Raw genomic sequence first — 25,512 nt, 5'->3', positions numbered from 1 at the left:
GTCCGTCCCTTCCATCCTGGGCTGCATCCTCGCCGTCTGCGTCCTGGCTGCGGCGAGTGCGGCGCTTGGACTCCGGAAGGTCGGGGGGGGGGGGGGGGGGGGGGGGGGGCGCGCCCCCCCCCCCCCCCCCCCCCTCCCCCTGATGACATCAGGGATTACTTCGCGTCGACGCCGACGGGTTCAGTCCTGGCAGCCGGTGCGGCCTCAGTTGCAGGCGGCGTGGTCTTCCATTTGAAGCGGCGGCCCATGGAGGACCCTCCACCTGCACCGGTCCGGTTCTTGTTGAAGATGTCGAAGCCGACGGCAAGCAGGAGCACCAGGCCCTTGATGAGCTGCTGATAGTCCGTGCCCAGGCCAAGGATGGACATGCCGTTGTTCAGGACGCCCATGATCAGGCCACCGATCATGGCGCCGGCCACGGTGCCGATACCGCCTTGGACCGCGGCGCCACCGATGAAGGCAGCAGCAATGGAGTCCAGTTCGAAGCCGGTGCCGCCCGCGGGTTGCGCCGAGTTCAGGCGTGCCGTGAACACCAGTCCGGCCAACGCGGCGAGGACGCCCATGTTGACGAACAACCGGAAGGTGACCTTCTTGGTCTTGATGCCGGAGAGCTCGGCTGCGTGGAGGTTGCCACCGATCGCATACGTGTGGCGGCCGAAAACGCTGTTGTTCATCAAGGCCGAGTAAACAATCACCAGGACAGCCAGGACGATCAGGACGATGGGTGTACCGCGGTAGCTGGCCAGGAGGAAGGTGATGATGAGCATCAGGATTGCGATGAACCCGTTCTTGACGGCGAACCAGGCCATGGGCTCATTCTCGAGGTTGAACTTGCGGCGGACCCGGCGTTCCTTCAGGGCCTGGAAGAGGATGGCTGCGGTGCCGCCGACGCCGAGGATGACCGTGAGCCATTCAAGGACGGAGGTGCCCCCGGAAATGTCCGGCAGGAAGCCGCCGCCCAGTGCACGGAGTTCGTTGGGGAACGGGGTGATCTGCTGGTTCTTGAGGGTGATAAGTGTCAGGCCACGGAAGATCAGCATTCCGGCGAGGGTGACGATGAAGGCTGGAATCCCCACATAGGCGATCCAGTAGCCTTGCCATGCTCCCACCAGGGCACCGACCAGGAGGCAGGCCGGGATGGCAATCCACCACGCCCAGCCCCAATGCACGATCATCACGCCGGCTACGGCGCCGATGAAGCCTGCGATGGAACCGACGGAAAGGTCGATGTGCCCGGCGATGATGACCATCACCATGCCTATGGCCAGGATCAGGATGTAGCTGTTCTGGACCACCAGGTTGGTGACGTTCTGCGGCTGCAGCAGGATGCCGTCGGTCAGGACCTGGAAAAGGATGACGATCAGGATCAGGGCGACGAAGATGCCAACCTGGCGGAGGCGGCTTGTGAGGAAGCCAAGGGATTCTCGTAGGGCGGACATGTTCGCTATTCCTTCTCTTTGGTCATGAAGTGCATGAGGGTTTCCTGGGTGGCTTCGGCGATGGGGACCTCGCCGGTGATGTGGCCTGCTGACAGCGTGTAGATCCTGTCGCAGATACCCAGGAGCTCCGGAAGCTCGGAGGAGATCACAATGACGGCCTTCCCGGCAGCTGCGAGCTCCGCGATGATCGTGTAGATCTCGAACTTGGCGCCGACGTCGATCCCGCGGGTTGGTTCGTCCAGGATCAGGACGTCGGGGTCAGAGAACATCCATTTGCTCAGCACTACTTTTTGCTGGTTTCCGCCCGAGAGCTTGCCGGTGATGGCAGCGACGGACGGCGCCTTGATGTTCATGCTCTTGCGGTATTGGTTGGCTACGGTGGTCTCTTTGTTGCCGTCCACCCAGCCGCGCTTGGACAGCTTGTTCAGCGCTGCCATGGAGATGTTCCGCTTGATATCTTCGATCAGGTTCAGGCCGTAGTGCTTCCGGTCTTCGGTGGCGTAGGCGATCCCGTGTTCGATGGCGTCGGAGACGGTGGACGTGTTGATCTCCTGGCCGTATTTGTAGACCTTGCCCGAAACGGCGCGTCCGTAGGTCCGGCCGAAGACGCTCATGGCAAGTTCGGTCCGGCCGGCCCCCATGAGCCCGGCCAAGCCCACTACCTCACCCCTGCGGACGTTCAGGCTGGCGTTGTTAACCACTGTCCGCGCGTGGTCCTGCGGATGCTGCACCGTCCAGTCCTCGATCCGGAGGACTTCCTCGCCGATGTTGGGTGTTCGGTCCGGGTAGAGGCTCTCAAGGTCGCGCCCGACCATTCCACGGATGATGCGTTCCTGCGTGATCTGGCCTTGGTCCAGCCGCAGTGTCTCAATGGATTTGCCGTCGCGGATGATGGTGACGGCGTCGGCCACTTTGCGGATCTCGTTGAGTTTGTGACTGATGATGATGCTGGTAACGCCCTGGCCCTTGAGGTGCAGGATGAGGTCCAGCAAATGGTCTGAATCTTCATCGTTCAGCGCTGCGGTGGGTTCGTCCAGGATGAGGAGCTTGACCTCTTTGGACAGGGCCTTGGCGATCTCCACCAGTTGCTGCTTGCCAACGCTGATGTGTTGGATGGGCGTGACCGGGTTTTCGCTGAGCCCCACGCGGGCCAGCAGCTTGGCAGCTTCCAGGTTGGTCTTGCGCCAGTCCACCCAGCCTTTGTTGGCCAGCTCGTTGCCCAGGTAGATGTTCTCGGCGATGGACAGGTACGGGCTGAGGGCCAGTTCCTGGTGGATGATCACGATGCCGCGCTTCTCGCTGTCCGTGATGCTTGAAAATTCGCAGGGTTCGTTCTCGAAGAGGATGTCGCCGTCGAAGGTGGTGTTCGCGTAGACGCCGGAGAGCACCTTCATCAGGGTGGACTTGCCGGCGCCGTTCTCACCACAAATGGCGTGGACCTCGCCTCGGTTGACGTCCAGGGTGACGTCCTGGAGGGCTTTAACTCCGGGGAAAGTCTTGGTGATTCCTCGCATTTGAAGAATGGGTACGTTCATCGTCAATTCCCGCTGACTGGTTGGAACTTGGCCGGACCGAGGGCTCGGAGGCTCTAAGGGAGGCTGTGGCCCCACCGCGCCGCGCAGGAATGCACGGGCGCGGTGGGGCCACAGGTGGTGTTACTTGACGTCGGATTCCTTGTAGTAGCCCGAGTCGATGAGTTCCTTCTGGAAGTTGTCCTTGGTGATGATGACGGACTTCAGGAGGAAGGCCGGAACAACCTTGACCTTGTTGTTGTAGGTCTTGGTGTCATTGGTTTCCGGCTCGGTGCCCTTGAGGACAGCGTCCACCATCTTCACGGCCTGCGCGCCGAGCTGGCGGGTGTCCTTGAAGATCGTGGAGTACTGCTCGCCGGCGACGATGGACTTCACGGAGCCCTTTTCTGCGTCCTGGCCCGTGACGACGGGCAGGCTTCCGGTGGAATAGCCACCGGTGCTGGTCAGTGCGGAGATGATGCCGATGGACAGGCCGTCATACGGGGAGAGCACGCCGTCCAGCTTGGTGCCGGAGCTGTAGGCCGAGGTGAGGATGTCTTCCATGCGCTTCTGGGCCACGGGTGCCTGCCAGCGCAGGATTGCAGCCTGCTCAAACTTGGTCTGGCCGCTGGGGACCTTCAAGGTACCCGCATCCATGTACGGCTTGAGGGTGTCCATGGCGCCGGTCCAGAAGAAGTTGGCGTTGTTGTCGTCCGGGCTGCCCGCGAACAGCTCAACGTTGAACGGACCCTTGCCCTCAACCTTCTTGCCGCTGGCGTCCACCAGGCCCAGGCCGGTCAGCAGCGAGGTGGCCTGCTGGACGCCCACGGTGTAGTTGTCGAACGTGGTGTAGTAGTCAACGTTGGGCGTGCCGTTGATGAGGCGGTCGTAGGCGATGACCTTGACGTTCTGTTCCTTGGCCTTGGCCAGGACATCGGTCAACGTCGTGCCGTCGATGGCGGCGATGATCAGTGCCTTGGCACCCTTGGTCAGCATGTTCTCGATCTGGGAGACCTGAGTGGGGATGTCATCGTTGGCGAACTGGAGGTCTGTTTTGTAGCCGAGGTCCTTCAGGGACTTCTCTACGTTGGCACCGTCAGCGATCCAACGTTCGGATGTCTGGGTGGGCATCGAGATACCGACCAGTGAATCGCTGGGATTCGCAGTGCTGCTGGATTCGGCAGTGCCTCCACGGCTGCCGCAGCCCGTGGCTCCGACAGTCACGGCAAGGACAACCGCTACGGCGCCCAGGAGTTTCTTCAATCTCACGTTGCTCTCCTTCCGCGGCAGCATTGCCGCGAACTCTGATGCAGCCGGAGCATCTGCGCGTCCGGCACGGTAACGCTTTTCCGGGCTTGTGGGCTTGGGGGCGGCACATGCCACGTCAAGGTGGTGCGACTGCCATTGTGAACGCTAACAATACCCGCGGTCAAGTGCCGTGGATCACGAAACGGCCGCGATTCGAAAGGTCTCCCAAGGGCCTTGACTTGAAACGTTGTTAGCGTTCACAATTATTCACCGCCGCGCCGCAGGCAACAAAAGCCCGGTGCTGCCTTGTGGGCAGCGCCGGGCTTTTGTTGGCTCCTCCGTGATGGCGGGGAGGAACTCTTCCCTGCTGGGAACAGGGAAATCAGAGGCGGGTGTCGAACGAATCGCAGAACACGTTCTGGTTGAACGTCCCCTGGAATTCGGACTTGCCCTGGATTTTCCGGATGGTGGCGCGAATGGCCTCGCGCGTTCCTGCGTGGGCGTGGATGGCAGTTTTGACCATGGGCACGTCGATCAGGTGGTTTGGCTGGTTCAGCGAGACAAACACCGTGGGAACTTCCGTGGTGTACCAGGGAATCTCGGCAGCCATGGGCGACGACCACTTGATACGGATGGCCGCCTCCTGGGCGAAGCCCTTCACATTGGCGAACACAAAGGCAGCGTCATAGCGCTCCGCGTAGTCGCCGGTGGCTTCCTCGGACAGGACCCGCATGAAGTTCACGCCGGCCTCTCCCGCAGCTTCACGCTGCTCAGCGGTCTTGAAGACGCTGACCTCAAAGCCTGCAGCTTCCAGTTCCTCCCGGACAGTGTCCAGGTACGCCAAAGGATCGGCCCGGGTGAAGTCGGCTCCACCCGAAATCCCGTAGAGGCGGATCCTCGGATGAGTTTCCGGGGTGATCGGAAGGTTGTGACCAGTGTCCTTCACCAGGGTGACGGTCTTGTCCGCGATGTCCGCAGCAATGGCACGGTGGGCCGCACTGCCGATCACCTCAAGGGCCTCCACAGCTGGGACCAGGTCCGCACGAAGGTGCAGGCCAAGGCTCGCTTTCAGGCCGAGAATCCGCCGCAACGCATCCTGCAGCCGCCCCTCGCTGATGACTCCCGACTTGTAGCCGTCCAGCATGTACCCGAAGTCCTCTTCCGGGTTCCGGAAGAACAGGAACATGTCGCAGCCCGCGGCGATCGTCGCGGGCACCAGGTCGCGCCGCTTCATGGCCTGCGTCAAACCAACCATCAGTGACGCATCCGTCAGGACCAGCCCGTTAAAACCGAGTTCGCCACGCAGCAGATCCTGCAGGAGTTCCGGAGCCAGCGTTGCCGGCAACACCTCGGAATCCGACAGTCCTGGGCGGAAATGCCGGGACACCTCAGGAGCGCCGATGTGGCCCACCATAATGGACTGCACGCCGTGCCCGATCATTTCGCGGTAGACGTGTCCGTAGCTGGCGTTCCATTCCTCGTAATCAAGGGTGTTGTAGGAGGTCACCACGTGCTGGTCGCGCTCATCAATCCCGTCCCCCGGGAAGTGCTTCATGGCGCAGACCGTGGGTGATTCACTGATGCCGTCGAAGTACTCCTTGGCCCGCTCCACCACAATCTCCGGGGTGTTGCCGAACGCACGCGTGGAGATCACGGTGTTCCGCCAGTTGTAGTGGATGTCCACGATCGGCGCGAAGGCCCAGTTACAGCCCAGCGCCGCAGTCTCGACGCCGGCAACCTGGCCCATCTGCCGGGCGATTGACTTGTCCGGGTGGGAACCTGCCTGCAGGTGGGTGGACACGAACGTGCCGTCGTCGCAACTGCCCGCCCCACCCATTTCCGGGTTGGACGCAATGAGCAATGGGATGCGGGTCTTGGACTGGGCGTAGCGGATGTGTTCCTGAACAGCCGCCGAGGGGCCCGGCCGGTAGCGCATGCCGCCCACATGGAAGTTCTCCAGCACGCCATCGAGGTACCTGGGAGAGTAATCGTTGTTGTGGTTGATGAAGAGCTGGCCGATCTTCTCTTCCAGCGTCATGGTGCTGATGGTGGACTCCACCCATTGCACAGCGGCGTCGTCCAGCTTGAACGGAGCAGCTTTGAGGTCCACGGAGAACCCTCCGGCCGGCACTTCCGCCAACCTGCTCAGGGCTGCGCCCACTTCAGCCACGATGTCTTCCACGGATTGGGCAATGTTCACGACCACCCCGGCTTCGTCGGACTGCAACGGCTCCAGGGTTGCCAATTGCGAGTCCAGCAGCGACGCCGGCATGAAATGTCCGGGACGCGCGTTCATGCGTGCGTTCAGCAGCTCACGCGTGCCGTGCAGGTGAACGAACACCACCGAGGGATCGGCACTGCGGATAATGTCCCGGTACGAGCGCTTGAGCGCGCTGCACGCAATGACAAGAGCAGAGTTCGACGCCGGGAACCGCCGTCCGATTTCGGCCAGCCATGGTGCCCGGTCGTCGTCGTCCAGCGGAGTACCCGAAGCCATCTTGTCGATGTTCGCCTGGGGGTGCAGCGAATCGCCGTCGAGAAATTCTGCGCCGAGGCGCTCAGCAAGGGCAGCACCAATGGTGCTCTTGCCGCAGCCGGCCACCCCCATCACCACGATGTGGTGGCGGGCATTCACATCACCAGTCATGACCGCTTTACCAGTCATGAACAGTGCCGTCCACGAGGCGGTTGTAGGGCAGGTAGGCCTGCTGGTACGGGAACGCGGCGGCAGCTTCCTCGTTGAACTCGACGCCGATGCCGGGGTTGTCGCCGGGGTGCAGGTAACCGTCCTTGAACGTCATGGACTGCTGGAAGACCTCGTTGGTCTTGTCGGAGTGCTGCATGTATTCCTGGATGCCGTAATTGTGGATGGCCAGGCCCACGTGCAACTGGGCTGCGAAACCCACGGGCGAAATATCGGTGGGACCGTGGAAGCCTGACTTGATCTGGTACTGGGCGGCGAAGTCCATGACCTTCTTCAACGGTGAGATGCCGCCGAAGTGGGTGGAGGCTGCGCGGACGTAGTCGATCAGCTGTTCCTTGATGAGGGTCTGGAAGTCGAACACGGTGTTGAAGATTTCGCCGATGGCCAGCGGGGTGGTGGTGTGCTGGCGGACCAGGCGCAGGCCTTCCTGGTTTTCGGCCGGGGTGCAGTCCTCCAGCCAGAAGAGGTCGTACGGCTCCAGGGCCTTTCCGAGCTTGGCGGCCTGGATGGGCGTCATCCGGTGGTGGCCGTCGTGCAGCAGCGGGATTTCGGGGCCGAATTCGTTGCGGACGGCTTCGAAGACGGTGGGCAGGTGACGCAGGTAGGCGCGGGTGTCCCAGTCCTCTTCCTGCGGGAACGCGCCGCGGCCAGCGGGCTCGTAGTCGTAGCGCTCACCCGAAGCCTGGGCCTGGGCGGCGACACCGTAGACGGCCTTGATGCCGGGGATCGCGGTCTGGATGCGGATGGACTTGTAGCCCAGTTCCAGGTGCTCGCGGACGGAGTCGAACAGCGAGGGAATGTCAGCACCCGAGGCGTGGCCGTAGGCACGCAGCCCGTTGCGGGACGCACCGCCGAGCAACTGGTACACCGGCATGCCGGCGATCTTGCCCTTGATATCCCACAGCGCCATATCGACGGCGGCAATGGCCGCCATGGTGACCGGGCCGCGGCGCCAGTACGAGCTGCGGTAGAGGAACTGCCAGGTGTCCTCGATCCGGTGCGGATCCTTGCCGATGAGCAACTGCGCGACGTGTTCTTTGAGGTACGCGGCGACGGCGAGTTCGCGGCCGTTGAGCGTGGCGTCGCCAATACCCGTCACACCGTCCTCGGTGGTGATGCGCAGGGTGACGAAGTTGCGGGATGGGCTGGTCACAAAGACTTCAGCGGCAATGATTTTCACAGCTTGACCTTTCGGGATTCTGCTGGTCGAAGCGTTGACACTCGCGGCGATGCGGTGCCCGCTTCGGGGGATTAAGTACGATTTTAGGTTGGTTTCCATCTACTGGCAACCGGTTGCCGGATTATTTCTTGTGGGCGTCAGCTTCCACGGTTTCCCGGGCAGCCCGTCCGGATGCGTCGGGCTCCTGTTCCACCAAACGCCGTGCACTGATCTCACCAACGATCTGCGCGTGCAAAACATCCGTGAGTTTGTACTTGGTCATCACCACGATTGCCAGGATGGTCATGATGGCCGGGAGCGCCCCGGCGGCAAACTGAATGCCCTGCAAGGCTTCGGCACTCTGCGCGACGCCGGACTTGTACCCGCCGACGGCAAGGCAATAGGCGGCCAGGGCGCCACCAACAGCCTGGCCGGTCTTCCGCGTGAAAGAGAACAACGCATAGGTGATTCCTTCGGTGCGTACGCCCGTCTTCCACTCGCCGTACTCCACAGTGTCTGCCTCCAGGGCCCACACCACGATGTTCACGGCCATGACGCCCATCAGGCTGATCACCAGACCGGAAAATCCAACCCAGACCATGGATGAAGGCGAGAGGAAAACGATGATTCCACCCACCGTGGACAGGGCTCCCGCCGCGATGTAGACGTTCTTCTTACCCAGCTTGCGGACCAGCCTCGGCATCAGCGGCGCCAGGGCCAGCGTCATGACCAACTGGACGATGGCCAGCACCGGGTAGAGATCCAAGCGCCCCAGGACGTCGCGCAGGTAGTACAGCTGCACGGAGGACAAGGCCATGTAGCCGGTGAGGAAAAGGAAGCTGCTCAGGCACAGCATCAGCAGAGGGCGGTTGGTCTTCAGGGTATCCATGCTCTGCTTGAAGGAAACATTGGGCACCGAACGGTGAACGCGCTCCTTGGCGGTAAGCACCGTAAGGAAGTACAGCGCTGCGCCGATCACCACAAAGGCCAAAGTGATGGTGGTGAAGGTGGACTGAAGATCCGCGCCGGGCTTGATCAGGGGAGCCACGAAAATTCCCAAGGCGGAACCGACCAGCAGCGCACCCACCATGCGGGCCGAGCCAAGCTTGGCCCGGTCCCCCGGATCCTGGGTCATCGCTCCGGCCAGGGATCCATAGGGGATGTTGACCAAGGAATACGCCAACCCCAGGGCTGCGTAGGTCACGTAGGCGTAGAGCAGGGTCCCGGTCTCCCCCAGCTGCGGCACGGAGAACGTGGCAACACTCAGGAGCAGCAGCGGAATGGAACCGAACATGATGAACGGGCGGAACTTCCCGAAACGCTTGCTGTACGTGCGGTCCACCAGGCGTCCGGCGAAAACGTCGGCAAAGGCGTCGAAGATCCTGACCACCAGGAGCAAGGTACCTGCCGCGGCGGCTGAGATTCCCGCGACGTCCGTGTAATAGACCAACAGGAACATGGTGGCCGTGGTGAAGGCCAGATTATTGGCGGCATCGCCGGCACCATAGCCGGCGATGCTGAGTTTGCTGAGCTTTTTCAATGCGGGCTCCTTTACCCTTCGCGTCATTGCGGTCCGAGTCGACTCGACAGTGGATCACTGGAACTGGCGGCTCGGTTGTGCAGCTGTTGTAAGCCTAGTCACTTTGGCAAGCGGTTGCCGGTGAACTCCGGACAGCCTGGGCACGCTAACGGGTGCCGAATCTCAAAGAGGCCTAAGCCGCAGTCCCTGTCTTCGCGGGAACCACAGACGCGAAGCCTGCGCTGAGCTCCTGGATGAGCTCCACAACCGCGGGATCCCCGGCAAGCCCTGTATCAAGCAACGCCACAAGGGCAGCGGTACGTTCAACGCCGGAAAGTCGGTTGGCCTCAGCGACGGCATCCGACTGCGGGTCCTGCAGGCCGGGATTGCCCGCCACAAATGCGGCCCACACCGCGATCATGGTGGCCGCCCCCGCACCACTCCGACCCGCCTCACGTTCAGCCCGGAGGACAGGTAGTGCCCGCATCCTCAGTTTGGTGCTGGCATCCATGGCAATCTGGGCCAGGTGGTGCGCAATCCGTGAGTTGCCAAATCGCTCCAGCAACGCAGCCCGGTATTCGGGAATCCCCAGCTCGTCACCCGGAAGGTGGCGGGACGCTTCCTCCCAGAACTCCTCCACAGCGTCGCGGCACACGGCATCGGCCAACGCTTCGGCCACGGTGGTATGCCCTCGAAGCTGCCCGGAGTAGGCCAGGATCGAGTGCGCTCCGTTGAGGAGCCAGAGCTTGCGGTTCTCGTAGGGCTCAATGTCGTCCACGAAGGCGGCTCCGGCGTCTTCCCACCGAGGGCGACCGGCCGGGAAATCCCCGCTCAGTACCCAGTTGTGGAAGGGCTCGGTGACCACCGGGGCGTCGTCCTGGTACCCACACGAGGCCGCGACGGCGTCGAGGTCTGCTTCCGTAGTGCGCGGCGTAATCCTGTCCACCGAGGTGCTGACGAAACTGACGTTGGCTTCGATCCAGTCCGCAAGCCCAGTGTCGTATGCGCGGGCGATGCCCAGCACGCCTTCCTTGGCGACGTTTCCATTGTCCGAAAGGTTGTCGCAGGAAACCACGGCGAGGGGACCGACGTCGGCATCCCGACGGGCGGCGAGGCCGAGGACCAAGCGGCCCAACGGCGTCGCGGGCTGTTTGCCGGAAACCAGCAGCGGAACGTCGTCGGCACCGAGGCCATAGGCCGCTTCCGTGATGGTCAGCGTGACCACAGCAGTCCCCGACGACGCCACCAGTTCAACCAAACGGTCCACGTTGGCGCCATCGACGGCCTCGACGATACTCCCCACAACTTCAAAGGAATCGCCGGCGTCCGAGCGCTCCACCACCGTGAACAAACCGTCCTGGGCGGCGAGGACATCGGCGGCGTCCGGGCGACGACCGGTGAACGAGGCGATGCCCCACTCCCCCGCGTCGCCGGCGTGCTGCGTGTACCAGGCCTGATGTGAACGGTGGAAGGCGCCCAGGCCAAGGTGCACTATCCGGATGGGTGCGTTGGCGGCGGGCGACACCGAACGGCCCAGGCGCGGAAGATTCCCGGCGGTCACAGCTTGAACACCCTGCGGGGCGAGGAATCGACGACGTCGAGGATCAGCTCATGCGCGCGGTCTTCGGTCACGCGGTGCTCGGCAACGAGACGCGCCAGGAACGAGGCTTCGATCCTGCGCGAGGCGTCGTGCCTCGCAGGGATGGAGCAGAACGCCCGGGTGTCATCGATGAAACCCGATGACCGCGAGAAGCCAGCGGTCTCAGTGACCGCGGAGCGGAAGCGCAACATGGCATCCGGCGCATCCAGGAACCACCAGGGTGCGCCGATGTAGACGGACGGGTAGAAACCGGCAAGTGGAGCCAGTTCGCGGGAGAAGACTGTCTCGTCCAGCGTAAAGAGCACCAGGTGGAAATCCTTGGCCGTGCCGAAGTCCTGCAGCAGCGGACGGATGGCCTCGGTGTAGTTCACTGCGAACGGAATGTCGTGACCGGTGTCAGCCCCAAACTCATTGAACGTGGGTTCGTGGTGGTTCCGGTAGGAGCCCGGGTGGATGGTCATGACCAGGCCGTCCTGCACGGACATCCGGGCCATCTGGTACATCATGTGGGCCTCGAACGCGTCGCGGTCTACAGCCGTCGCATTGCCGGAGCGCGCCTTCTCAAAGAGGGCTTCGGCTTCGGCAGGATCGAGTTTGAGTGTGGCGGGCGTTCGGACGCCATGGTCCGCGGAGACCGCGCCATGCTCCACGAAGTAGCGACGGCGGTTTTCCAGGGCTGCGATGTAGCCGGCGTAGCCTGTCGCGCCGTCGGCCGCGGTTTCGATCAGCCTGTCTACGTTGGCACTCCAGCTGGGGTGCGCCACATTGAGGTAGGCGTCGGGGCGGAAGGTTGGCAGGACGCGGCCGTTGAAGCTGGGGTCTTCGGTGAGGGCTTTGTGGCTGGCAAGGCTGTCCAGGGGGTCATCCGTGGTGGCAAGGACTTCGATGTTGAAGTCCTTGAAGAGCTGCCGGGGCCTGAAGTCAGGTTCCACCAGCTTTGCAGCGATCGCGTCGTAGCTCGCGTCGGCCGGCATGTCGCGGAGATCCGCGCCGAGCTTGAACACGTCGTCGAACTGCGTGCGCAGCCAGTACCCGGAGGCCGTGCCCTCGAACAGCGGCCAGGCTTCAACGAACTGTCGCCAGATCTCCCTGGATTCCGGCGCGGAGGCTGCGCCGGAGAGCAACTGGTCCATCGGAACACCATTGGCGTGGATCAGTCGCGTGACGTAGTGGTCCGGACTGACCAGGAGGGCCGCGGGATCGGGGAACGGAGTGTTCTGCTCGATGACGGCGGCGTCAACGTGGCCGTGCGGAGAAATGATGGGCAGGTCCTGGACGCGCTCCAGCAAGGACCGCGCGATGCTGCGCGTCCCGGGATCTGCGGGCAGGAGCCTGTCAGGGTGTGCGGCAATGGACTGTGACATAGGTCAATCTTGCGGCCCACTTGCCATCCTTGTCAACCGGTTGCCAAAAATTGCCAACTAGTTGCTACTGAGCACTTCCTGGAGCCGCCAGCTAGGCGAGAAGCCTGCCACTGGAGCCGCGCACCACGAGTTCGGTTTCCACGCTTACGGCTTCATCCGGGGCGTCATGGCCCTGCAGCACGTCCAGCAGGATGGTCACGGCGCGGGTGCCGCACTCCCCCAGGGGTGAACGCACGGTGGTCAGGGCAGGGGTGGTGAAATCCGCCCCGAAGATGTCATCGAAACCAACAATGCTGATCTGGTCCGGAACGCGCATACCGCCGGCCTGCAGTTCCTGCATGAGGCCGATGGCCAGGAGGTCGTTGTAGGTGATGACCGCCGTCGCCCCGCTTTCCAGGACATCGCGCGCAACCTGCCTGCCGCCGTCGACCGTTGGCTTGGACGATTCCAGGCGGACGGCCCCCAACTTGGACCACTCACAGGCAGCTTTGACACCTTCCCATCGGCGGCCCGTCATCCACGACTGCGCCGGTCCGGCAACGTATGCGAGGCTGGTGTGGCCGTTGGCGGCCAAGCTGCGAACGGCCTCGCTGATGCCCTTGTTGACGTCAGGCACGACGCACGGCACGCCATCGATTTGCCGGTTGATGACCACCACCGGCTTGTCCGCCGCAAGAGCACGGATATGGTCGTCGTCCATGCGGGGACTGGCCAGGATGAGGCCATCGACAGTGCTCAGCAGGCGTCGCGCGGCCGTGACCTCGGTCTCCGGAGACTCTGCGGATTCGGCCAGGACCAGCGTGTAATCGCGGGCTGATCCTGTGGTCTCGGCACCCCGGATGATGTCGAAGAAGGTGGGGTTGGTGATGTCCGCGACGATCAGCCCGATGGTCTGTGTGCGGCCCGTGGGGAGTGCGCGGGCGAAGGGGTTCACCTGGTAGTTCAGTTCCGCCGCCGCGTCCTCGATGATCTTCTGGGTCTTGGCGCTGACCCTGCCCGGCTTGCTGAGGGCGCGGGACACCGTGGAGGGGTTCACCCCCGCAAGCTTGGCGATGTCGTAGATGGTGGCGGAGGATTTCTCGCCCCGTCCACGCTTGGCGGGTGCGGTTGCTGCTCCGGGGCTCGTCACGTCGGTCACCGCTCCATCGTAGACCTCGTGGCAACAAAACAGGCCGGTTGCCAAAGAATGGTGGCAGCCGGCCTGTTCCGAAGGGGTCAGGAGCGCTCGGGGAACTTGCCCTCTTCGGCGATGCGCTTGTTCAGTTCCTGCAGGAATTCGTCCTCGTCGAAGTCCAGGGAGACTTCCTTGCCCGTCCAGCTGGAGAGGTGGATCGCGTTGGCAAGGCGGACACCGTTGATGCCGTCGGATCCCGGAGCGAGCAGCGGCGTGCCGTCCAGGATGTTGGCGGCAAAGTTCTCCAGGACACCTGCATGCTGGCCGCCCCACACGGACTCGAACTCGATGACCTCGGTGGTGTAGAACTCGTCGCGGTTCAGCTGGCCCATGAAGAGCTTGCGGACATCGTCCATATCCATGGAGTCGCTGAGTTCACGTTCTGGCTTGACCAGGCGCGTTACCGTGGCAACCTTGCTGTCTTCCACCACGATCTTCCCTTGGTCACCCAGGATTTCGAAGCGGTCGGTTCCCACGATGTCGTGGGTGGCCGTCACGAAAACGCCAGTGGCGCCGTCGCCATAGTCCACTACCGCGGTGACTTCATCCTCGACGGCGATATCGCGGCGGAAGCCGTAGGCCACCTTCGAGTACACGGACTTGGGGACGCCGCAGATCCACTGCCAGAGGTCCAGCTGGTGCGGTGCCTGGTTCACCAGGACGCCGCCGCCTTCGCCGCCCCACGTGGCGCGCCACTCGCTGGAGTTGTAGTAACCCTGCGGACGCCACCAGTTGGTGATGATCCAGTTGGTGCGACGGATGCTGCCAATGTCCCCGTTGTCTACGATTTCCTTGAGCTTCTTGTACAGCGGGTTGTTGCGCTGGTTGAACATGATGCCGAAGGAGAGTTCCGGTTTGGAGGCCGCGAACTCATTGAGTTCCTTGACCTGCTTGGTGTAAACGCCGGCCGGCTTCTCCACCAGTGCGTGGATGTTCCGCTTGAGGGATTCAATGCCCATCTCCGGGTGCAGGAAGTGGGGAACGCAGGTGACGATCGCGTCCACGGAACCGCTCTCGAGCATGGCGATGTAATCGTCGTGGAACGGGACATCGGGGTACAGGGAGGCCGCGAGATCCTTCTTGGCGGGATCGATGTCGCAGATGGCGCCGATCTCCATGTTGGTGACGGTGCCGTCCTTGATGAACCTGGCGTAGGCGCCGCCCTGCTGGCCGAGGCCGATGATGCCGAGGCGTACTTTGTTGCTCATGAATGTAATCTCCTGTCGAAAGGTCTAGAAAAGGTCGCCGTGGCCCATGGCCACCAGGTTGTCGTACGAGGTTTGCAACGCGTCCCAGACAGTGCGGCCGTAAAGTTCGTCCTGTTCCACCAGCAGGTACTGGGTGCCGGCGGCCACGGCTGCGGGCACGATGGACGGGAAGTCCAGGTTTCCCTCGCCCACCTCGGCGAACTGGACAACGTTCTTGAACTCGGCCATGAACCCCGGAAAGTCGCCCTTCTCCAGGAGCCCGAAGGACGCGTCCGGCATTTGTCCGATCCTGTAGTCCTTCAGGTGCACCATGGCGGTCTTGCCCGCGTATTTTTCCAAGGTGCGCACAGGATCCAGTCCGCCGCGCTGAACCCAGTGAACGTCGATTTCCATGCCCATGGCCGGAGAGTTGTCCGCGATGATGTCCAGCATGTATTTGCCGTCGAACTTCGCAAACTCGATGTGGTGGTTGTGGTAATAGAGACTGATGCCCTGCTCCTGGAGCCGCTCGGCATAACCGTTTGCCTGCTTGGCGAAGTCAACCACGGCCTCCAGGGACTTCATGGCCCCGAACGGCAGCATCCCAATCCGCAGCAGCGAGGTGTCCAGGCGCTTCGCGTCATCCACAATCTTGTCGAAGTTGTCCGCAAGGGACTCGACGGGCATGCCCTTGCGGCCTTCCACGTTGACGGAGAGCGCCGCAATATCCATGCCCAACTCCGTGCGGGAACGGTCCAGTTCGTCAACGTTTTCCGGTGTCATGGGGATCTGGGAGATCTCCACCGCGTTGTACCCGATTGCGTTGACTTTCCGCAGGGTCTCAAACGCTCCAACTTCGGCGAAGCTGTCCTTCAACATCATCGCCTGTACGCCTATTGTGGCCACTTTTTCCTCCGAAATTTCCGGCCACAGTTAAGGGGCCGCATGGGTTCTGCTGGGTGCCGCCGGCCATCAGGCCACGGCACCCGCTTGTTCAATCTGGTTGCGTTGGGTGGCCATCAGCCGGTGCCGGTCCGCGCGGCGTTGCTCCTGCCGGTCGGGATCGGGCACTGGCGAGGCGAGCAGCAGCCGCTGCGTGTAAGGGTGCTCGGGATCGCGGGTTACGATCTCCGCGGCACCTTGCTCCACGATTTCGCCGTGGTACATGACGGCCACGCGGTGGCTGATGTGCCGCACGACGTCGAGGTCGTGGGAGACAAACAGGTAGGAAACGCCGGTGTCTTTCTGGATCTGCAGGAACAGGTCCAGCACGCGCGCCTGGGTGGAAAGGTCCAGGGCGCTCACGGGTTCGTCGCACACGATCAGTTTGGGAGACAACGCCAGGGCCCGGGCAATGGCGACGCGCTGGCGCTGGCCGCCGCTGAACTCACGGGGCAGCCGGTGAATGGCGTCGGAAGGAAGTCCAACCTGGTCCAGCAACTCCTTGACCCGCTTCTTGGCAGCGGCCGGCTCCATGCCCTGGACGCCCAGCGGTTCCGCGAGGATATCGCCAATTTCAAGGGCCGGGTTCAGCGAGGTGTAGGGGTCTTGGAAGACCACCTGCAGGTCCCGGCTCAGTGTCCGCCGCTCCTTGCGGGAAGCGTTGCTGATGTCGTTGCCTTCGAAAATGACTTTCCCTGCGGTCACCGGCGCGAGTCCCAGGACGGCGCGGCCCAGGGTGGTTTTGCCGGAGCCGGACTCCCCCACCAGCCCCAGGGTCTCGCCTTGCCCGATGGTGATGTTGATGTCAGTCAGCGCGCGGAACGGCTTGGCCCGGAATCGCTTGCTGGGGTACTCCACCACCAGGTTCTCCACCGAGAGGAGCGGGGACTTGTCTGCGGCACTCATGCGACAGGCTCCTTGTCCTTGGATACAAGCATGGTCATGGGGGTCTTTCCTTCGAGCATGGACCCCAGCAGGGTCTGCGTGTACGGCTCTTTCGGGTTCCGGAGAATGTCCCGGACCGTGCCTTCTTCCACGAGCCGCCCGTTCTGCATCACGGCCACGCGGTCGCAGAGGTCGGCAACAACTCCGAAGTTGTGGGTCACCAGGATCACGCCGATGTTCAAGCGTTGCTGGAGCTCACGCAGCAGGTCCAACACATCAGCCTGGACGGTGACATCCAAGGCGGTGGTGGGTTCGTCGGCGATCACCAGGTCAGGTTCGCAGCTGATAGCGCCGGCGATCAGCACGCGCTGTGCCATGCCACCGGAAACCTCGTGCGGGTACGCCTCGAACGTGCGTTCCGGGTTGGCGATTCCGACGTCGGTGAGCAGCTTGAGTGCCCGCTTCCGGGCTTCTGCCTTGGAAATTCCCAGGACACGCACCATGGGGGTCACCAGTTGGTAGCCGATGGTGAAGGCCGGGTCCAGGTTGCTCATGGGTTCCTGCGGAATGTAGGAGATCCGTTTGCCGCGCAGCTTGGACAACCGTTCCTGGCTCACGCGGTCATCACCCGGGGCAACGGTGTACTTGCCGTCGAACTGGATGGAACCGCCCACGATCCGGGCGTTGTCCGGCAGCAGGCCGAGGATGGAGAATGCGGTCTGGGACTTGCCCGAACCCGATTCGCCCACAATCCCCAGGATCTCGCCGCGGTCCACATGGAACGAGACGTCGTCCACAACCTTCTTGACCGAACCGTCTGCCTGCGGATATCCGACGCCCAGGTTGGTCACCTTGATGAGGTGGTGCTCGGTTCCAACCTCGACGGCGGCCACGGACTTGCGGGACTGGCCCGCCGTGGCGGGGTCCGCCGTCGTGCGTTCCGCTGGGACGATCTTCTTCTTGCGGTGCTTGATCTTCTCGCCGTCTTCCAAGGCATCGCGGATGGCGTTGCCCAGCAGGACCAGGCCGCCGATGGTGAGCGCCATGGCCAGCGCCGGCCACAGCAGCAGCGTGGGCGTCAAGTAGACGTTCTTGAAACCTTCGGAGAGCATGACCCCCCAGGTTGCCTTGGTGGGATCTCCGAGGCCGAGGAACTCAAGCCCGGACTGGATGGCAATGGCCACTCCCGCGATTGCCGCGGTCTGGATGATGATGGGTGCCCGGACCACGGAGAAGATGTGGCGGGCGATGATGCTCAGGTCCGACAATCCGGAGACGCGGGCAGCATCGACGTAGAGCTCGTTGCGGACCGACTGCACTGCGGTGCGGGTCAACCGGAAGTACGACGGGCTGATGAGGACACCGAACGCGATCATCGAAATCCAGACCGAGGGTCCGAACGCCGCGCGGATGGTGAGCAGCACGATCAGGCCTGGCAGGCTCATGAGGATGCTGACCACCCAGTTGGACACGGCCTCGAACTTCCCGGCGTAGTACCCGGCAATCAGGCCCGCGGGAAGGCCGATGGCGATGGCTACTCCGGCGCAGAGCAGGGCGGACAGCAGGGTGAGCTGCGCACCGAAGAGCAGGCGGCTCCAGGTGTCGCGTCCTGCGCTGTCGGTGCCGAGGATGTTCACGGAGTCGGCCGGTGCCAGGGTCTTGGTGATGTTCGCGAAGTTTTCCTCGAACGGCGCCAGGACGGGGGCGAAGATGGCCAGCAAGGCGATGGAGCCCAGGATCACCAGCGAGGCGATGCCCAAGGGGTTCCTGAGGAGGCGACGCATCACGGTGGAACGGACCACGGTGCCACTTTGGCCTGTGGGGATTGGGCCGGCACCGGCCGCAGTTACTGCTGCTGTTTCTACGGAGTCGCTCATGAGACACGCACTTTCGGGTTGAGCCAACCATTGAGGATGTCCACCAGGAGGTTCACCACGATGACCACCACCACGGTGTACATGACCACTCCCATCACCACGGGAAGGTCGGACTGGCCGGTGGCGGTGACCGCGAGGGGTCCCATTCCGGGCAGGGCGAAGATCTGCTCGATGATCACCACGCCGCCCAGCATGCCGATCAGTTGCAGGCTCAAGACCGTCAAGCCTGCGGGAGCGGCGCTGCGCAGCACGTGCTTGAACAGGATCTCGCGCTCCCCAATGCCGCGGCTGCGCAGGGTCCGGACGTAGTCGCGCTCCAGCTGCTTGATCACGGCGCTGCGGATCTGCTGCGCGCCGCCGGTCACGCCATTGATGAGGAGTGCGATCACGGGAAGGGTCATCGAGTAGACCCAGGCCTCCGGACCCACCTCGGGAGAGATGGTGCTGGTGGCCGGGAAGAAGCCCAGCTGGATGGCCAGGATGGTTACCAGGAACACGCCGATCACGTAGCCGGGGATGGAGTCCCCCACGATCGCGCCAATCTGGACCACCCTGTCCACCCAGCCGCGTTTGACGGCTGCGGCAACACCGATGAGCGCTGCGCAGATGGCGATCAGGATCATTGCGGTGAAGACCATGGTCATGGTGACGGGAATGCGGGTGGCCAGGGAGTTGGCCACCGGTTCCGACGTGAACCAGGAGGCTCCGAGATTTCCGCTGAGGGCATCGCCGAGCCAGGCGAAGTAACGGCTCACCAGGGGCTGGTCGAGTCCCAGCTCCTGTTCCTTCAAGGCAACCTGCTCAGGAGTGGCCTGGTCGCCCAGGATGTTCCGGGCGATGCTGCCGCTGGAGGTGTACAGCAGGGTGAAGGTGAGCGCGGAGACCACAAACAACACCACCAGCCCGCTGCCCAGCCTTTTCGCAATGAACTTGATCATGGTTTCCTACTTGGCGGGCGAGTAGTTGTAGATGGACGGAACGGCCTGCTGCGCCTGCGGGGTGACGTTCACTTTGTCGTTGTGGTAGTACATCTGGTTCACGCGGAACAGCGGGGCGAACCAGGCCTGTTCCACCACGTACTTGTTGACTTCCTGGGCCAACTTGCCGGCATCCTGGCCGCCGCTGCGGACGGCCGCAATCTTGGCCTCAAGCTCGGGAGTGGTGTTCTTGAACGGGTTGTAAAGAGCCTTGGTGGAGACGATCTGGTCGATCGCAACCGTGGGCTCGCCCTGGAAGAGGTTGAAGAACAGGGCGTGGTACTTCTGCGCCGCAACATCAGAGGTGAAGGTGTTGGTGATCGCAGCGCCCGGCTTCAGGGTGATTCCGACATCCGCCAGTTGCTGCTGGAGCACCGAAATGAGGGTTTCAGCCCCCGGCAAGGTGGGAACGTCAATGGTCACTTTGCCTTCGAAACCGGATTCCTTCAGGAGGTCCTTGGCCTTCTGCGGATCGTAGCTGTAGTAGTTCTCCAGCTCCTCGGTCCAGGCACCGCTGTCCTTGCCGAACGGCTGCGAAGTGGGAGTGCCCTGGCCCAGCATGACCTGATCCAGGATGGTCTTGCGGTCGAAGGCGTGGTTGATGGCCTGTCGGACCTTGACGTTGGCCAGCGCAGGGTTCTTGGTGCCGTCACGGTCCAGGAGGAGCAAACCGGACCAGTCAACCTGGTTGGTTTCGAGCTTCATCTTGGCGCCCTCGGCCTGCTTGCCGTTCTTGGGATCCAGGAGAGTGGCGTCGATCTGGCCGGATACCAAGGCGTTGGTGCGGGCGGTTGGGTCGATGAGGATCTTGAGGGTCAGCTTCTTGTACTTCTGGAGGTCCTTGTTCCAGTAGCCTTCACGGGCGGTGAAGACCGTCTGCGAGTCCTTCACCGAGGCTGCCTTGTCCATGACGTACGGGCCCGATCCGACCGGCACGGTCTTGATGGCGTCCGTCCCCAAAGCTGCCGGGCTTCCCATCAGGCCGGCCGCCTGGCTCAGGAAGTATTCCAGGGCAGGCTCTGCGGCGCTGAGGTTGATGTCGATGGTGTCCTCGTCCACCACTGCAATGTCCGATACCGAACTCAGCTGGGCCATCTGCGGACCGTTCGCCTTCTTGAAGTGGTCCAGGTTGGCCTTGGCCGCCGTGGCGTCGAACTTGGCGCCATCGCTGAAGGTGACGTCGGTCCGGAGGTCCACCGTGAGCTTGGTGTTGGTTTCGTTGTACTTCCATGCGGTTGCCAGCATGGGGCTGAGCTTGCCGTCGGGTTCGCGCAGGATCAGGGAATCGTATGCGGCCTGGTAGGGCTGGAGTGCGTGGCCGACGTGGGCCTGGGCCGGATCCCAGGAAGTGATGTCCCGGAGGGTGCCAAGCGTCAGGGCGGTAATAGTAGTTCCGCCGCCGGCGTTTGAACCAGCTCCGGCTCCGCCGCCGCCACATGCGGTGAGCGCCAGGGAGGCGCTGAGGACGATGGCGGCTGCTGCCGCCTTGGGACCTAACTTCATTGTCGGCTCCTACTGAGTCTTTGCCTGATGCGAGTCAGAGCGGGTGATGTGGCCTGCGCCACATATTTCTGGGTGTGGGATTTACAGTACGGACTTTGTTCGAGGTTGGCAACCGATTGTCAAAAGTTTCTTAGATTGTTGCCAAGTGGCCGCAAGCCCTCATCAAAAGCCGTGAATCAGACACGAAAATGGCCGGAACCCCCAACGGTTTCCGGCCCCCATCGCCAAGCGGTTGCACAGATGGCTCAGCCCACCCGCCCGGGCATTTCAGGGTAGCTCTGTGCGTAGATGTCCTTGATGATGCCCAATGATTTCCCGGCCTCCGCGGGGTTGATCCAGAAAGGTCCGGGTTCTGCCAGCCGGGAATAGAAGTCAGCAATAAGCAGCTCGTGCGAGACACCCCAATAGGACCGGCCGCCGGACTCCACCACCCGCTCCGGGATGACGTCCACCCGGCCGTCGGCGTAGGTCACCGTGAGGTCACCCCGCAAGCTAAGCGTGGCCTTTTCGGTCACAATATCCAGGGTCACAGGGGCGTTGACCGCGTTGGCCAACGTTGCATAGAAGACACTCCGCGCACCGCCAACATGCTCGGCCACGAACTCCGCGGTGTCCTCCACCTCGATGACGCCACCCAACGATCGCGTCGACGCCCGGCCCTCCACCTTGGCCACATCGCCCACCAGCCATTGCAGCAGGTCGACTGTGTGGATGGCTTGATTCATCATCAAGCCCCCGCCGCCTTCGGCCCACGTCCCGCGCCACGGCCGACTCCGGTAATAGTCGCCGTCCCGGTGCCACATGACGGTGGCCGACGCGCCAATCACCTGGCCCAGCCCGCCGTCGTCGAGCAATTTCCGCATGGCCTGCGACGTCGCGTTGTAGCGGTTCTGGAAGCAGACGGCGATTTTCGCCGGGCTCCGCTCAGCCGCCTCAATGAGCCGCTTACCTTCCGCCAGCGTGTGCGCCAGGGGCTTCTCCACAATGACGTTGACACCGCGCTCAAGGCAGTCGGCGGCCACCGAGGCATGCAGGTGGTGCGGCGTACAGACATGCACGACGTCGGGACGCACCTCCTGGAGCATGTCCAGGTAATCCGCGTACCCCGGTACGCCGTGGGCGGCTGACGCCGCCTCCAACCTCCCGGGATCGGTGTCGCAGACCGCCGCCAACTGGACGCCGGCCAGGGTGGAGATTGCCGAAAAATGGACGGTTGAGATGTCACCGCATCCGATAATTGCCGCTGTAGTCATTCCTGCTCCTTCGAAGGATGATGCTGTCGGGTTTTGCGCTTGTCAGGCGAGGGTGACGTTGTTCTTCGCGGCGAGGCCGGAAAATGCGCGTGCCGCGACGCCGAAGGCGACGGGGCCCGAGTATCCGCCCAGTTCATGGGCGCTGGCCAGGTGCGGCTCAAGGGAGGCAAAACCGGTGTAGCCATCGGCGGCAAGGGCGCTGATGGTGGCGTCCAGTTCTCCGTCACCTTCACCTGACGGGACCACTTCGCCAGTGGTGGCGATGGCATCCTTGACTTGCAGGTACTCCAGGTACGGGCGCAGGATGGCGTAGCCCTCGGTGTATGGCTTGACGCCCACTTGGACGAAGTTGGCGTTGTCCCATGCCACTCGCAGCGCTGGTGAGTTGACCGTTTCCATGATGTCCAGGACCCGGTCCGGGGTATCGCCGTAGATGCCCTTCTCGTTTTCGTGCAACAGGATGATGCCGTGTGCCGCGGCTTCTCCCGCCAGCGCAGCCATGCGTTCCATGACGGCCTCGCGGATGTCATCCTGGCTCTGGCCTTCAGCGCGGTAGAAGGAGAAGATGCGCACGTATTTGGTGTCCAGGGCCTTGGCGACCGAGATGATCTGGCGGAGCCGGGTGACCTCGGGCTCCACCGGCAGGCTGACATCCACCTTGCCAATAGGGCTGGCGACGGCGGAAACCTTGAGGCCCTTCCCATCAAGGATGGCCTTGAGCCGCGTCACCGACTCCGTGTCCAGTTCTGAAACATTGGTGCCCCACGCGCTGCGGACTTCGATGTGGTTCGCTCCGAGGGCCAGCAGCACTGCGGCCTGGATGGCGGGGTCAGGATCTACTTCGTCGCCGAAACCGGACAGGTTCCACACGGCATTGGGTTGAGTCACGAAATCTCCTAGGTGGTCCTGGCTTAGTCCTGTGGCCGCACCGCGAAGGGGCTCGGTGACGCAGTTCACAGGCAGGTCTTGTTCCCCTGAGTTTAGCCACATTGGCACCAACTTGACAACCGATTGCCAAAATCTGCCAAGGTGTGGCACTCTAGATCAACGGTGTGGCACTGGTCACAGCCGCATGATCCGACGTTCAGAGAGGAACGCCCATGGCGACGCAACCCGTGGCTGCAGGCCGGCCTGCAACCATCCACGACATCGCCGCCCTGTGCGGCGTCGCGGCGTCCACGGTATCCAGGGCCCTCGCCAATCCAGACCGGGTCAATATCCGCACCCGCGAGCGGATCCAGGCCGCCGCCGTCGAACTCAATTACACGCCCAACTCCCAAGCGAAGGCACTAAGTTCCGGCCGGACCGGCGCAGTGGGAGTCCTGGTCCCGGATATCACCAACCCGTTCTACTTCGACCTCATCCGGGGCACGCAGCTGCAGCTCAAGGCCGCCGGCTACACACAGCTGCTCGTGGACACCGAAGAGTCAGATGAAGTGGAGGCCAGCACCCTGGAGCAACTCCGCAAGAGCGCCGATGGCGTGATTGTTGCGGCGTCACGCCTCAACGACGAGGCACTTGCCGCTGCCGCCGCCCGCATGCCGATGGTCACCGTCAACCGGGACGTCGACGGCGTCCCGGCGGTCATCATCGATACGCCCTCGGCCATGCCACAGGCCTTGGACCATCTCATCTCCCTGGGCCATACGTCCGTCGCCTACGTTTCCGGACCGGCGGTTTCCCAGTCCAGTGCCCGACGGTGGGATGCTTTATCCGCGGCCGCTGAAAGCCGGGGCGTGGACGTTCGCATCATTGGTCCCTTCGCGCCCAAGACACAGTCGGGCGCTGCTGCCGCTGATGCGGCGGTCCACAGCGGAGTCACGGCGTGCATCGTCTTCAACGACCTTATTGCCATCGGCATGCTGCAGAGGCTTCGGGAGCGCGGACTGCGGGTACCGGAGGACATGAGCATCGTGGGCTGTGACGACATCTTTGGTGCCGACTTCTGCAATCCCCCGTTGACCACCATGAGCTCCCCCATCGAACAGGCGGGACGCGTGGCCGTGTCCATGTTGCTTGCCCAGCTCAACCCGCTGGCCGGGGGCGGAAACCGCAGCCGCTCCGTCATGCCCACCCACCTCACGGTCCGCGGCTCAACGGGACCGACCTCCCCCAACTAACTGTCACTTGGGCCATAGGCGTGCAACATGGTTGAGCCTTCGTCACACCGCTGACTAGTGTTGGACCATGCGCGAACTCCAGGCCACCATCATTGAGGAAATGGGCGTACAGCCCCGGATCAATCCTGCGGAGGAGATCCGCAAACGGGTCGCCTTCCTGAAGGATTACGTCAAAGCGACCGGCACCAAGGGTTTTGTCCTGGGCATTTCCGGCGGCATCGATTCGTCCCTTGCCGGCCGCCTCGCCCAGTTGGCTGTCGAGGAGCTGGAGGCTGAAGGCGTCGACGCGAACTTCGTTGCGGTCCGCCTCCCGTACGGCATCCAGCACGATGAAGACGATGCCCAAGCAGCCTTGGACTTCATCAAAGCCAAGACGGAGTGGACCTACAACATTTCCCAGGCCGTGGATGGCTTCGAGGAAGAGTTCGAGAAGACCACCGGATCTCCGATCTCCGATTTCCACAAGGGCAACACCAAGGCCCGCGCGCGCATGATCGCCCAGTATGCACTGGCCGGCGAGCACAACTACCTGGTGATCGGGACCGACCACGGCGCCGAGTCCGTGACGGGCTTCTTCACGAAATTCGGCGACGGCGGCGCGGACATCCTGCCGCTGTTCGGCCTGAACAAACGCCAGAACCGCGCCCTCCTCGCCGAACTCGGCGCACCAGCCCGCGTGTGGGAGAAGGTCCCCACCGCCGACCTCCTGGACGGCAAGCCCGGCCGCACCGACGAGGACGAGCTCGGCATCACCTACGACCAGATCGACGATTACCTTGAGGGCCGCGACGTTCCCGAGGACGCCGCCGGACTGATCGAGCAGAAGTACCTCCGGACGCGCCACAAGCGCACTGTTCCGGTCACCATTTTTGATACGTGGTGGAAATAGCCGCCGCTTTTTAGAACAAACCACGACGGGGGGGGGGGGGGGGGGCCCCGGCCGGGGGGGGGGGGGGGGGGACGACCCCCCCCCCCCCCCGCCGCCCCCGCCCCGCCCCCCCCCGCGGCGGCCGCCCCCCCGCCGCCCCCGCGCGCGGGCGCGGGGCAGCG

The 25,512-nt window shown here is 63.2% G+C and carries 19 protein-coding genes; 2 read left to right on the top strand and 17 right to left on the bottom strand.

Annotated elements, in window-relative coordinates; genetic code table 11:
- Positions 1-155: 155 nt before the first annotated feature.
- The 17 genes from mmsB to LN996_RS19185 form a co-directional block, all read right to left on the bottom strand.
- Positions 156-1,439, bottom strand: coding sequence for a multiple monosaccharide ABC transporter permease (gene mmsB / locus LN996_RS19265; RefSeq protein WP_231342055.1), 1,284 nt, complete (start codon positions 1,437-1,439; stop codon positions 156-158).
- Positions 1,440-1,444: 5 nt separating this feature from the next.
- Positions 1,445-2,974, bottom strand: a complete 1,530-nt coding sequence (gene mmsA / locus LN996_RS19260; protein WP_231342053.1) for a multiple monosaccharide ABC transporter ATP-binding protein — start codon at positions 2,972-2,974, stop codon at positions 1,445-1,447.
- A gap of 120 nt (positions 2,975-3,094) precedes the next feature.
- Positions 3,095-4,219 carry a multiple monosaccharide ABC transporter substrate-binding protein gene (gene chvE, locus LN996_RS19255; protein ID WP_374110772.1) on the bottom strand — a complete coding sequence of 375 codons (1,125 nt, stop codon included), beginning with the start codon at positions 4,217-4,219 and terminating at the stop codon, positions 3,095-3,097.
- Positions 4,220-4,580: 361 nt separating this feature from the next.
- Positions 4,581-6,863: a gluconokinase, GntK/IdnK-type gene (locus LN996_RS19250; RefSeq protein ID WP_231342051.1), complete on the bottom strand. Its 2,283-nt coding sequence runs from the start codon at positions 6,861-6,863 to the stop codon at positions 4,581-4,583.
- Entirely contained in the window at positions 6,853-8,082 is a 1,230-nt protein-coding gene (gene manD / locus LN996_RS19245) for a D-mannonate dehydratase ManD (protein WP_091328003.1), read from the bottom strand. The genes LN996_RS19250 and manD overlap by 11 nt, the downstream gene beginning before the upstream one ends.
- Before the next feature lie 121 nt (positions 8,083-8,203).
- Positions 8,204-9,601, bottom strand: coding sequence for a glucuronide transporter (gene uidB / locus LN996_RS19240; protein WP_231342048.1), 1,398 nt, complete (start codon positions 9,599-9,601; stop codon positions 8,204-8,206).
- 172 nt (positions 9,602-9,773) lie between these two features.
- Entirely contained in the window at positions 9,774-11,141 is a 1,368-nt protein-coding gene (locus LN996_RS19235; RefSeq protein ID WP_231342047.1) for a mannitol dehydrogenase family protein, read from the bottom strand.
- Positions 11,138-12,544 carry a glucuronate isomerase gene (gene uxaC / locus LN996_RS19230; protein WP_231342045.1) on the bottom strand — a complete coding sequence of 469 codons (1,407 nt, stop codon included), beginning with the start codon at positions 12,542-12,544 and terminating at the stop codon, positions 11,138-11,140. Before uxaC ends, LN996_RS19235 begins: the two co-directional genes overlap by 4 nt.
- A gap of 91 nt (positions 12,545-12,635) precedes the next feature.
- On the bottom strand, positions 12,636-13,682 hold the full coding sequence (locus LN996_RS19225) for a LacI family DNA-binding transcriptional regulator (protein ID WP_231342043.1): 1,047 nt from the start codon (positions 13,680-13,682) through the stop codon (positions 12,636-12,638).
- Positions 13,683-13,759: 77 nt separating this feature from the next.
- A complete protein-coding gene (locus LN996_RS19220; RefSeq protein WP_231342042.1) occupies positions 13,760-14,926 on the bottom strand; it encodes a Gfo/Idh/MocA family protein in 1,167 nt (388 codons plus the stop codon).
- Positions 14,927-14,950: 24 nt separating this feature from the next.
- Positions 14,951-15,811 carry a sugar phosphate isomerase/epimerase gene (locus tag LN996_RS19215; RefSeq protein WP_231342041.1) on the bottom strand — a complete coding sequence of 287 codons (861 nt, stop codon included), beginning with the start codon at positions 15,809-15,811 and terminating at the stop codon, positions 14,951-14,953.
- Positions 15,812-15,877: 66 nt separating this feature from the next.
- On the bottom strand, positions 15,878-16,753 hold the full coding sequence (locus LN996_RS19210) for an ATP-binding cassette domain-containing protein (protein WP_231342035.1): 876 nt from the start codon (positions 16,751-16,753) through the stop codon (positions 15,878-15,880).
- Entirely contained in the window at positions 16,750-18,609 is a 1,860-nt protein-coding gene (locus LN996_RS19205) for a dipeptide/oligopeptide/nickel ABC transporter permease/ATP-binding protein (RefSeq protein ID WP_231342031.1), read from the bottom strand. The genes LN996_RS19210 and LN996_RS19205 overlap by 4 nt, the downstream gene beginning before the upstream one ends.
- On the bottom strand, positions 18,606-19,547 hold the full coding sequence (locus LN996_RS19200; RefSeq protein ID WP_231342029.1) for an ABC transporter permease: 942 nt from the start codon (positions 19,545-19,547) through the stop codon (positions 18,606-18,608). Before LN996_RS19200 ends, LN996_RS19205 begins: the two co-directional genes overlap by 4 nt.
- A 6-nt stretch (positions 19,548-19,553) precedes the next feature.
- Positions 19,554-21,089 (bottom strand): ABC transporter substrate-binding protein, encoded by a 1,536-nt coding sequence (locus tag LN996_RS19195; protein ID WP_231342026.1) that lies wholly within the window; start codon positions 21,087-21,089, stop codon positions 19,554-19,556.
- Between the two features lie 245 nt (positions 21,090-21,334).
- Positions 21,335-22,342 (bottom strand): Gfo/Idh/MocA family protein, encoded by a 1,008-nt coding sequence (locus LN996_RS19190; RefSeq protein WP_231342025.1) that lies wholly within the window; start codon positions 22,340-22,342, stop codon positions 21,335-21,337.
- Between the two features lie 42 nt (positions 22,343-22,384).
- Positions 22,385-23,230 (bottom strand): sugar phosphate isomerase/epimerase, encoded by an 846-nt coding sequence (locus LN996_RS19185; RefSeq protein WP_231342024.1) that lies wholly within the window; start codon positions 23,228-23,230, stop codon positions 22,385-22,387.
- Positions 23,231-23,442: 212 nt separating this feature from the next.
- Here LN996_RS19185 and LN996_RS19180 point away from each other — a divergent pair, with 212 nt between their 5' ends.
- Together LN996_RS19180 and nadE are read left to right on the top strand one after the other, a co-directional pair.
- The gene (locus LN996_RS19180) at positions 23,443-24,462 is read left to right on the top strand and encodes a LacI family DNA-binding transcriptional regulator (protein ID WP_231342019.1); all 1,020 of its coding nucleotides are present in this window, start codon (positions 23,443-23,445) and stop codon (positions 24,460-24,462) included.
- Positions 24,463-24,529: 67 nt separating this feature from the next.
- The gene (nadE, locus tag LN996_RS19175) at positions 24,530-25,351 is read left to right on the top strand and encodes an ammonia-dependent NAD(+) synthetase (RefSeq protein ID WP_231342017.1); all 822 of its coding nucleotides are present in this window, start codon (positions 24,530-24,532) and stop codon (positions 25,349-25,351) included.
- The last annotated feature ends 161 nt before the right edge of the window (positions 25,352-25,512 follow it).

It is taken from the genome of Arthrobacter sp. AK01 (assembly GCF_021109375.1).
Classification (GTDB): domain Bacteria; phylum Actinomycetota; class Actinomycetes; order Actinomycetales; family Micrococcaceae; genus Arthrobacter.
The sequence above is the reverse complement of the archived record's forward strand: the minus strand, read 5'-3'. Positions and strand labels throughout refer to the sequence as shown.

Excerpts from the sequence above, each read along its gene's own strand:
- uxaC (WP_231342045.1), bottom strand. The coding sequence starts at position 12,544 with ATGTCACAGTCCATTGCCGCACACCCTGACAGGCTCCTGCCCGCAGAT.
- mmsB (WP_231342055.1), bottom strand. The coding sequence starts at position 1,439 with ATGTCCGCCCTACGAGAATCCCTTGGCTTCCTCACAAGCCGCCTCCGC.
- LN996_RS19190 (WP_231342025.1), bottom strand. The coding sequence starts at position 22,342 with ATGACTACAGCGGCAATTATCGGATGCGGTGACATCTCAACCGTCCAT.
- LN996_RS19195 (WP_231342026.1), bottom strand. The coding sequence starts at position 21,089 with ATGAAGTTAGGTCCCAAGGCGGCAGCAGCCGCCATCGTCCTCAGCGCC.
- LN996_RS19220 (WP_231342042.1), bottom strand. The coding sequence starts at position 14,926 with ATGAGCAACAAAGTACGCCTCGGCATCATCGGCCTCGGCCAGCAGGGC.
- nadE (WP_231342017.1), top strand. The coding sequence starts at position 24,530 with ATGCGCGAACTCCAGGCCACCATCATTGAGGAAATGGGCGTACAGCCC.
- LN996_RS19250 (WP_231342051.1), bottom strand. The coding sequence starts at position 6,863 with ATGACTGGTAAAGCGGTCATGACTGGTGATGTGAATGCCCGCCACCAC.
- LN996_RS19205 (WP_231342031.1), bottom strand. The coding sequence starts at position 18,609 with ATGAGCGACTCCGTAGAAACAGCAGCAGTAACTGCGGCCGGTGCCGGC.
- LN996_RS19210 (WP_231342035.1), bottom strand. The coding sequence starts at position 16,753 with ATGAGTGCCGCAGACAAGTCCCCGCTCCTCTCGGTGGAGAACCTGGTG.
- mmsA (WP_231342053.1), bottom strand. The coding sequence starts at position 2,974 with ATGAACGTACCCATTCTTCAAATGCGAGGAATCACCAAGACTTTCCCC.
- LN996_RS19200 (WP_231342029.1), bottom strand. The coding sequence starts at position 19,547 with ATGATCAAGTTCATTGCGAAAAGGCTGGGCAGCGGGCTGGTGGTGTTG.
- LN996_RS19180 (WP_231342019.1), top strand. The coding sequence starts at position 23,443 with ATGGCGACGCAACCCGTGGCTGCAGGCCGGCCTGCAACCATCCACGAC.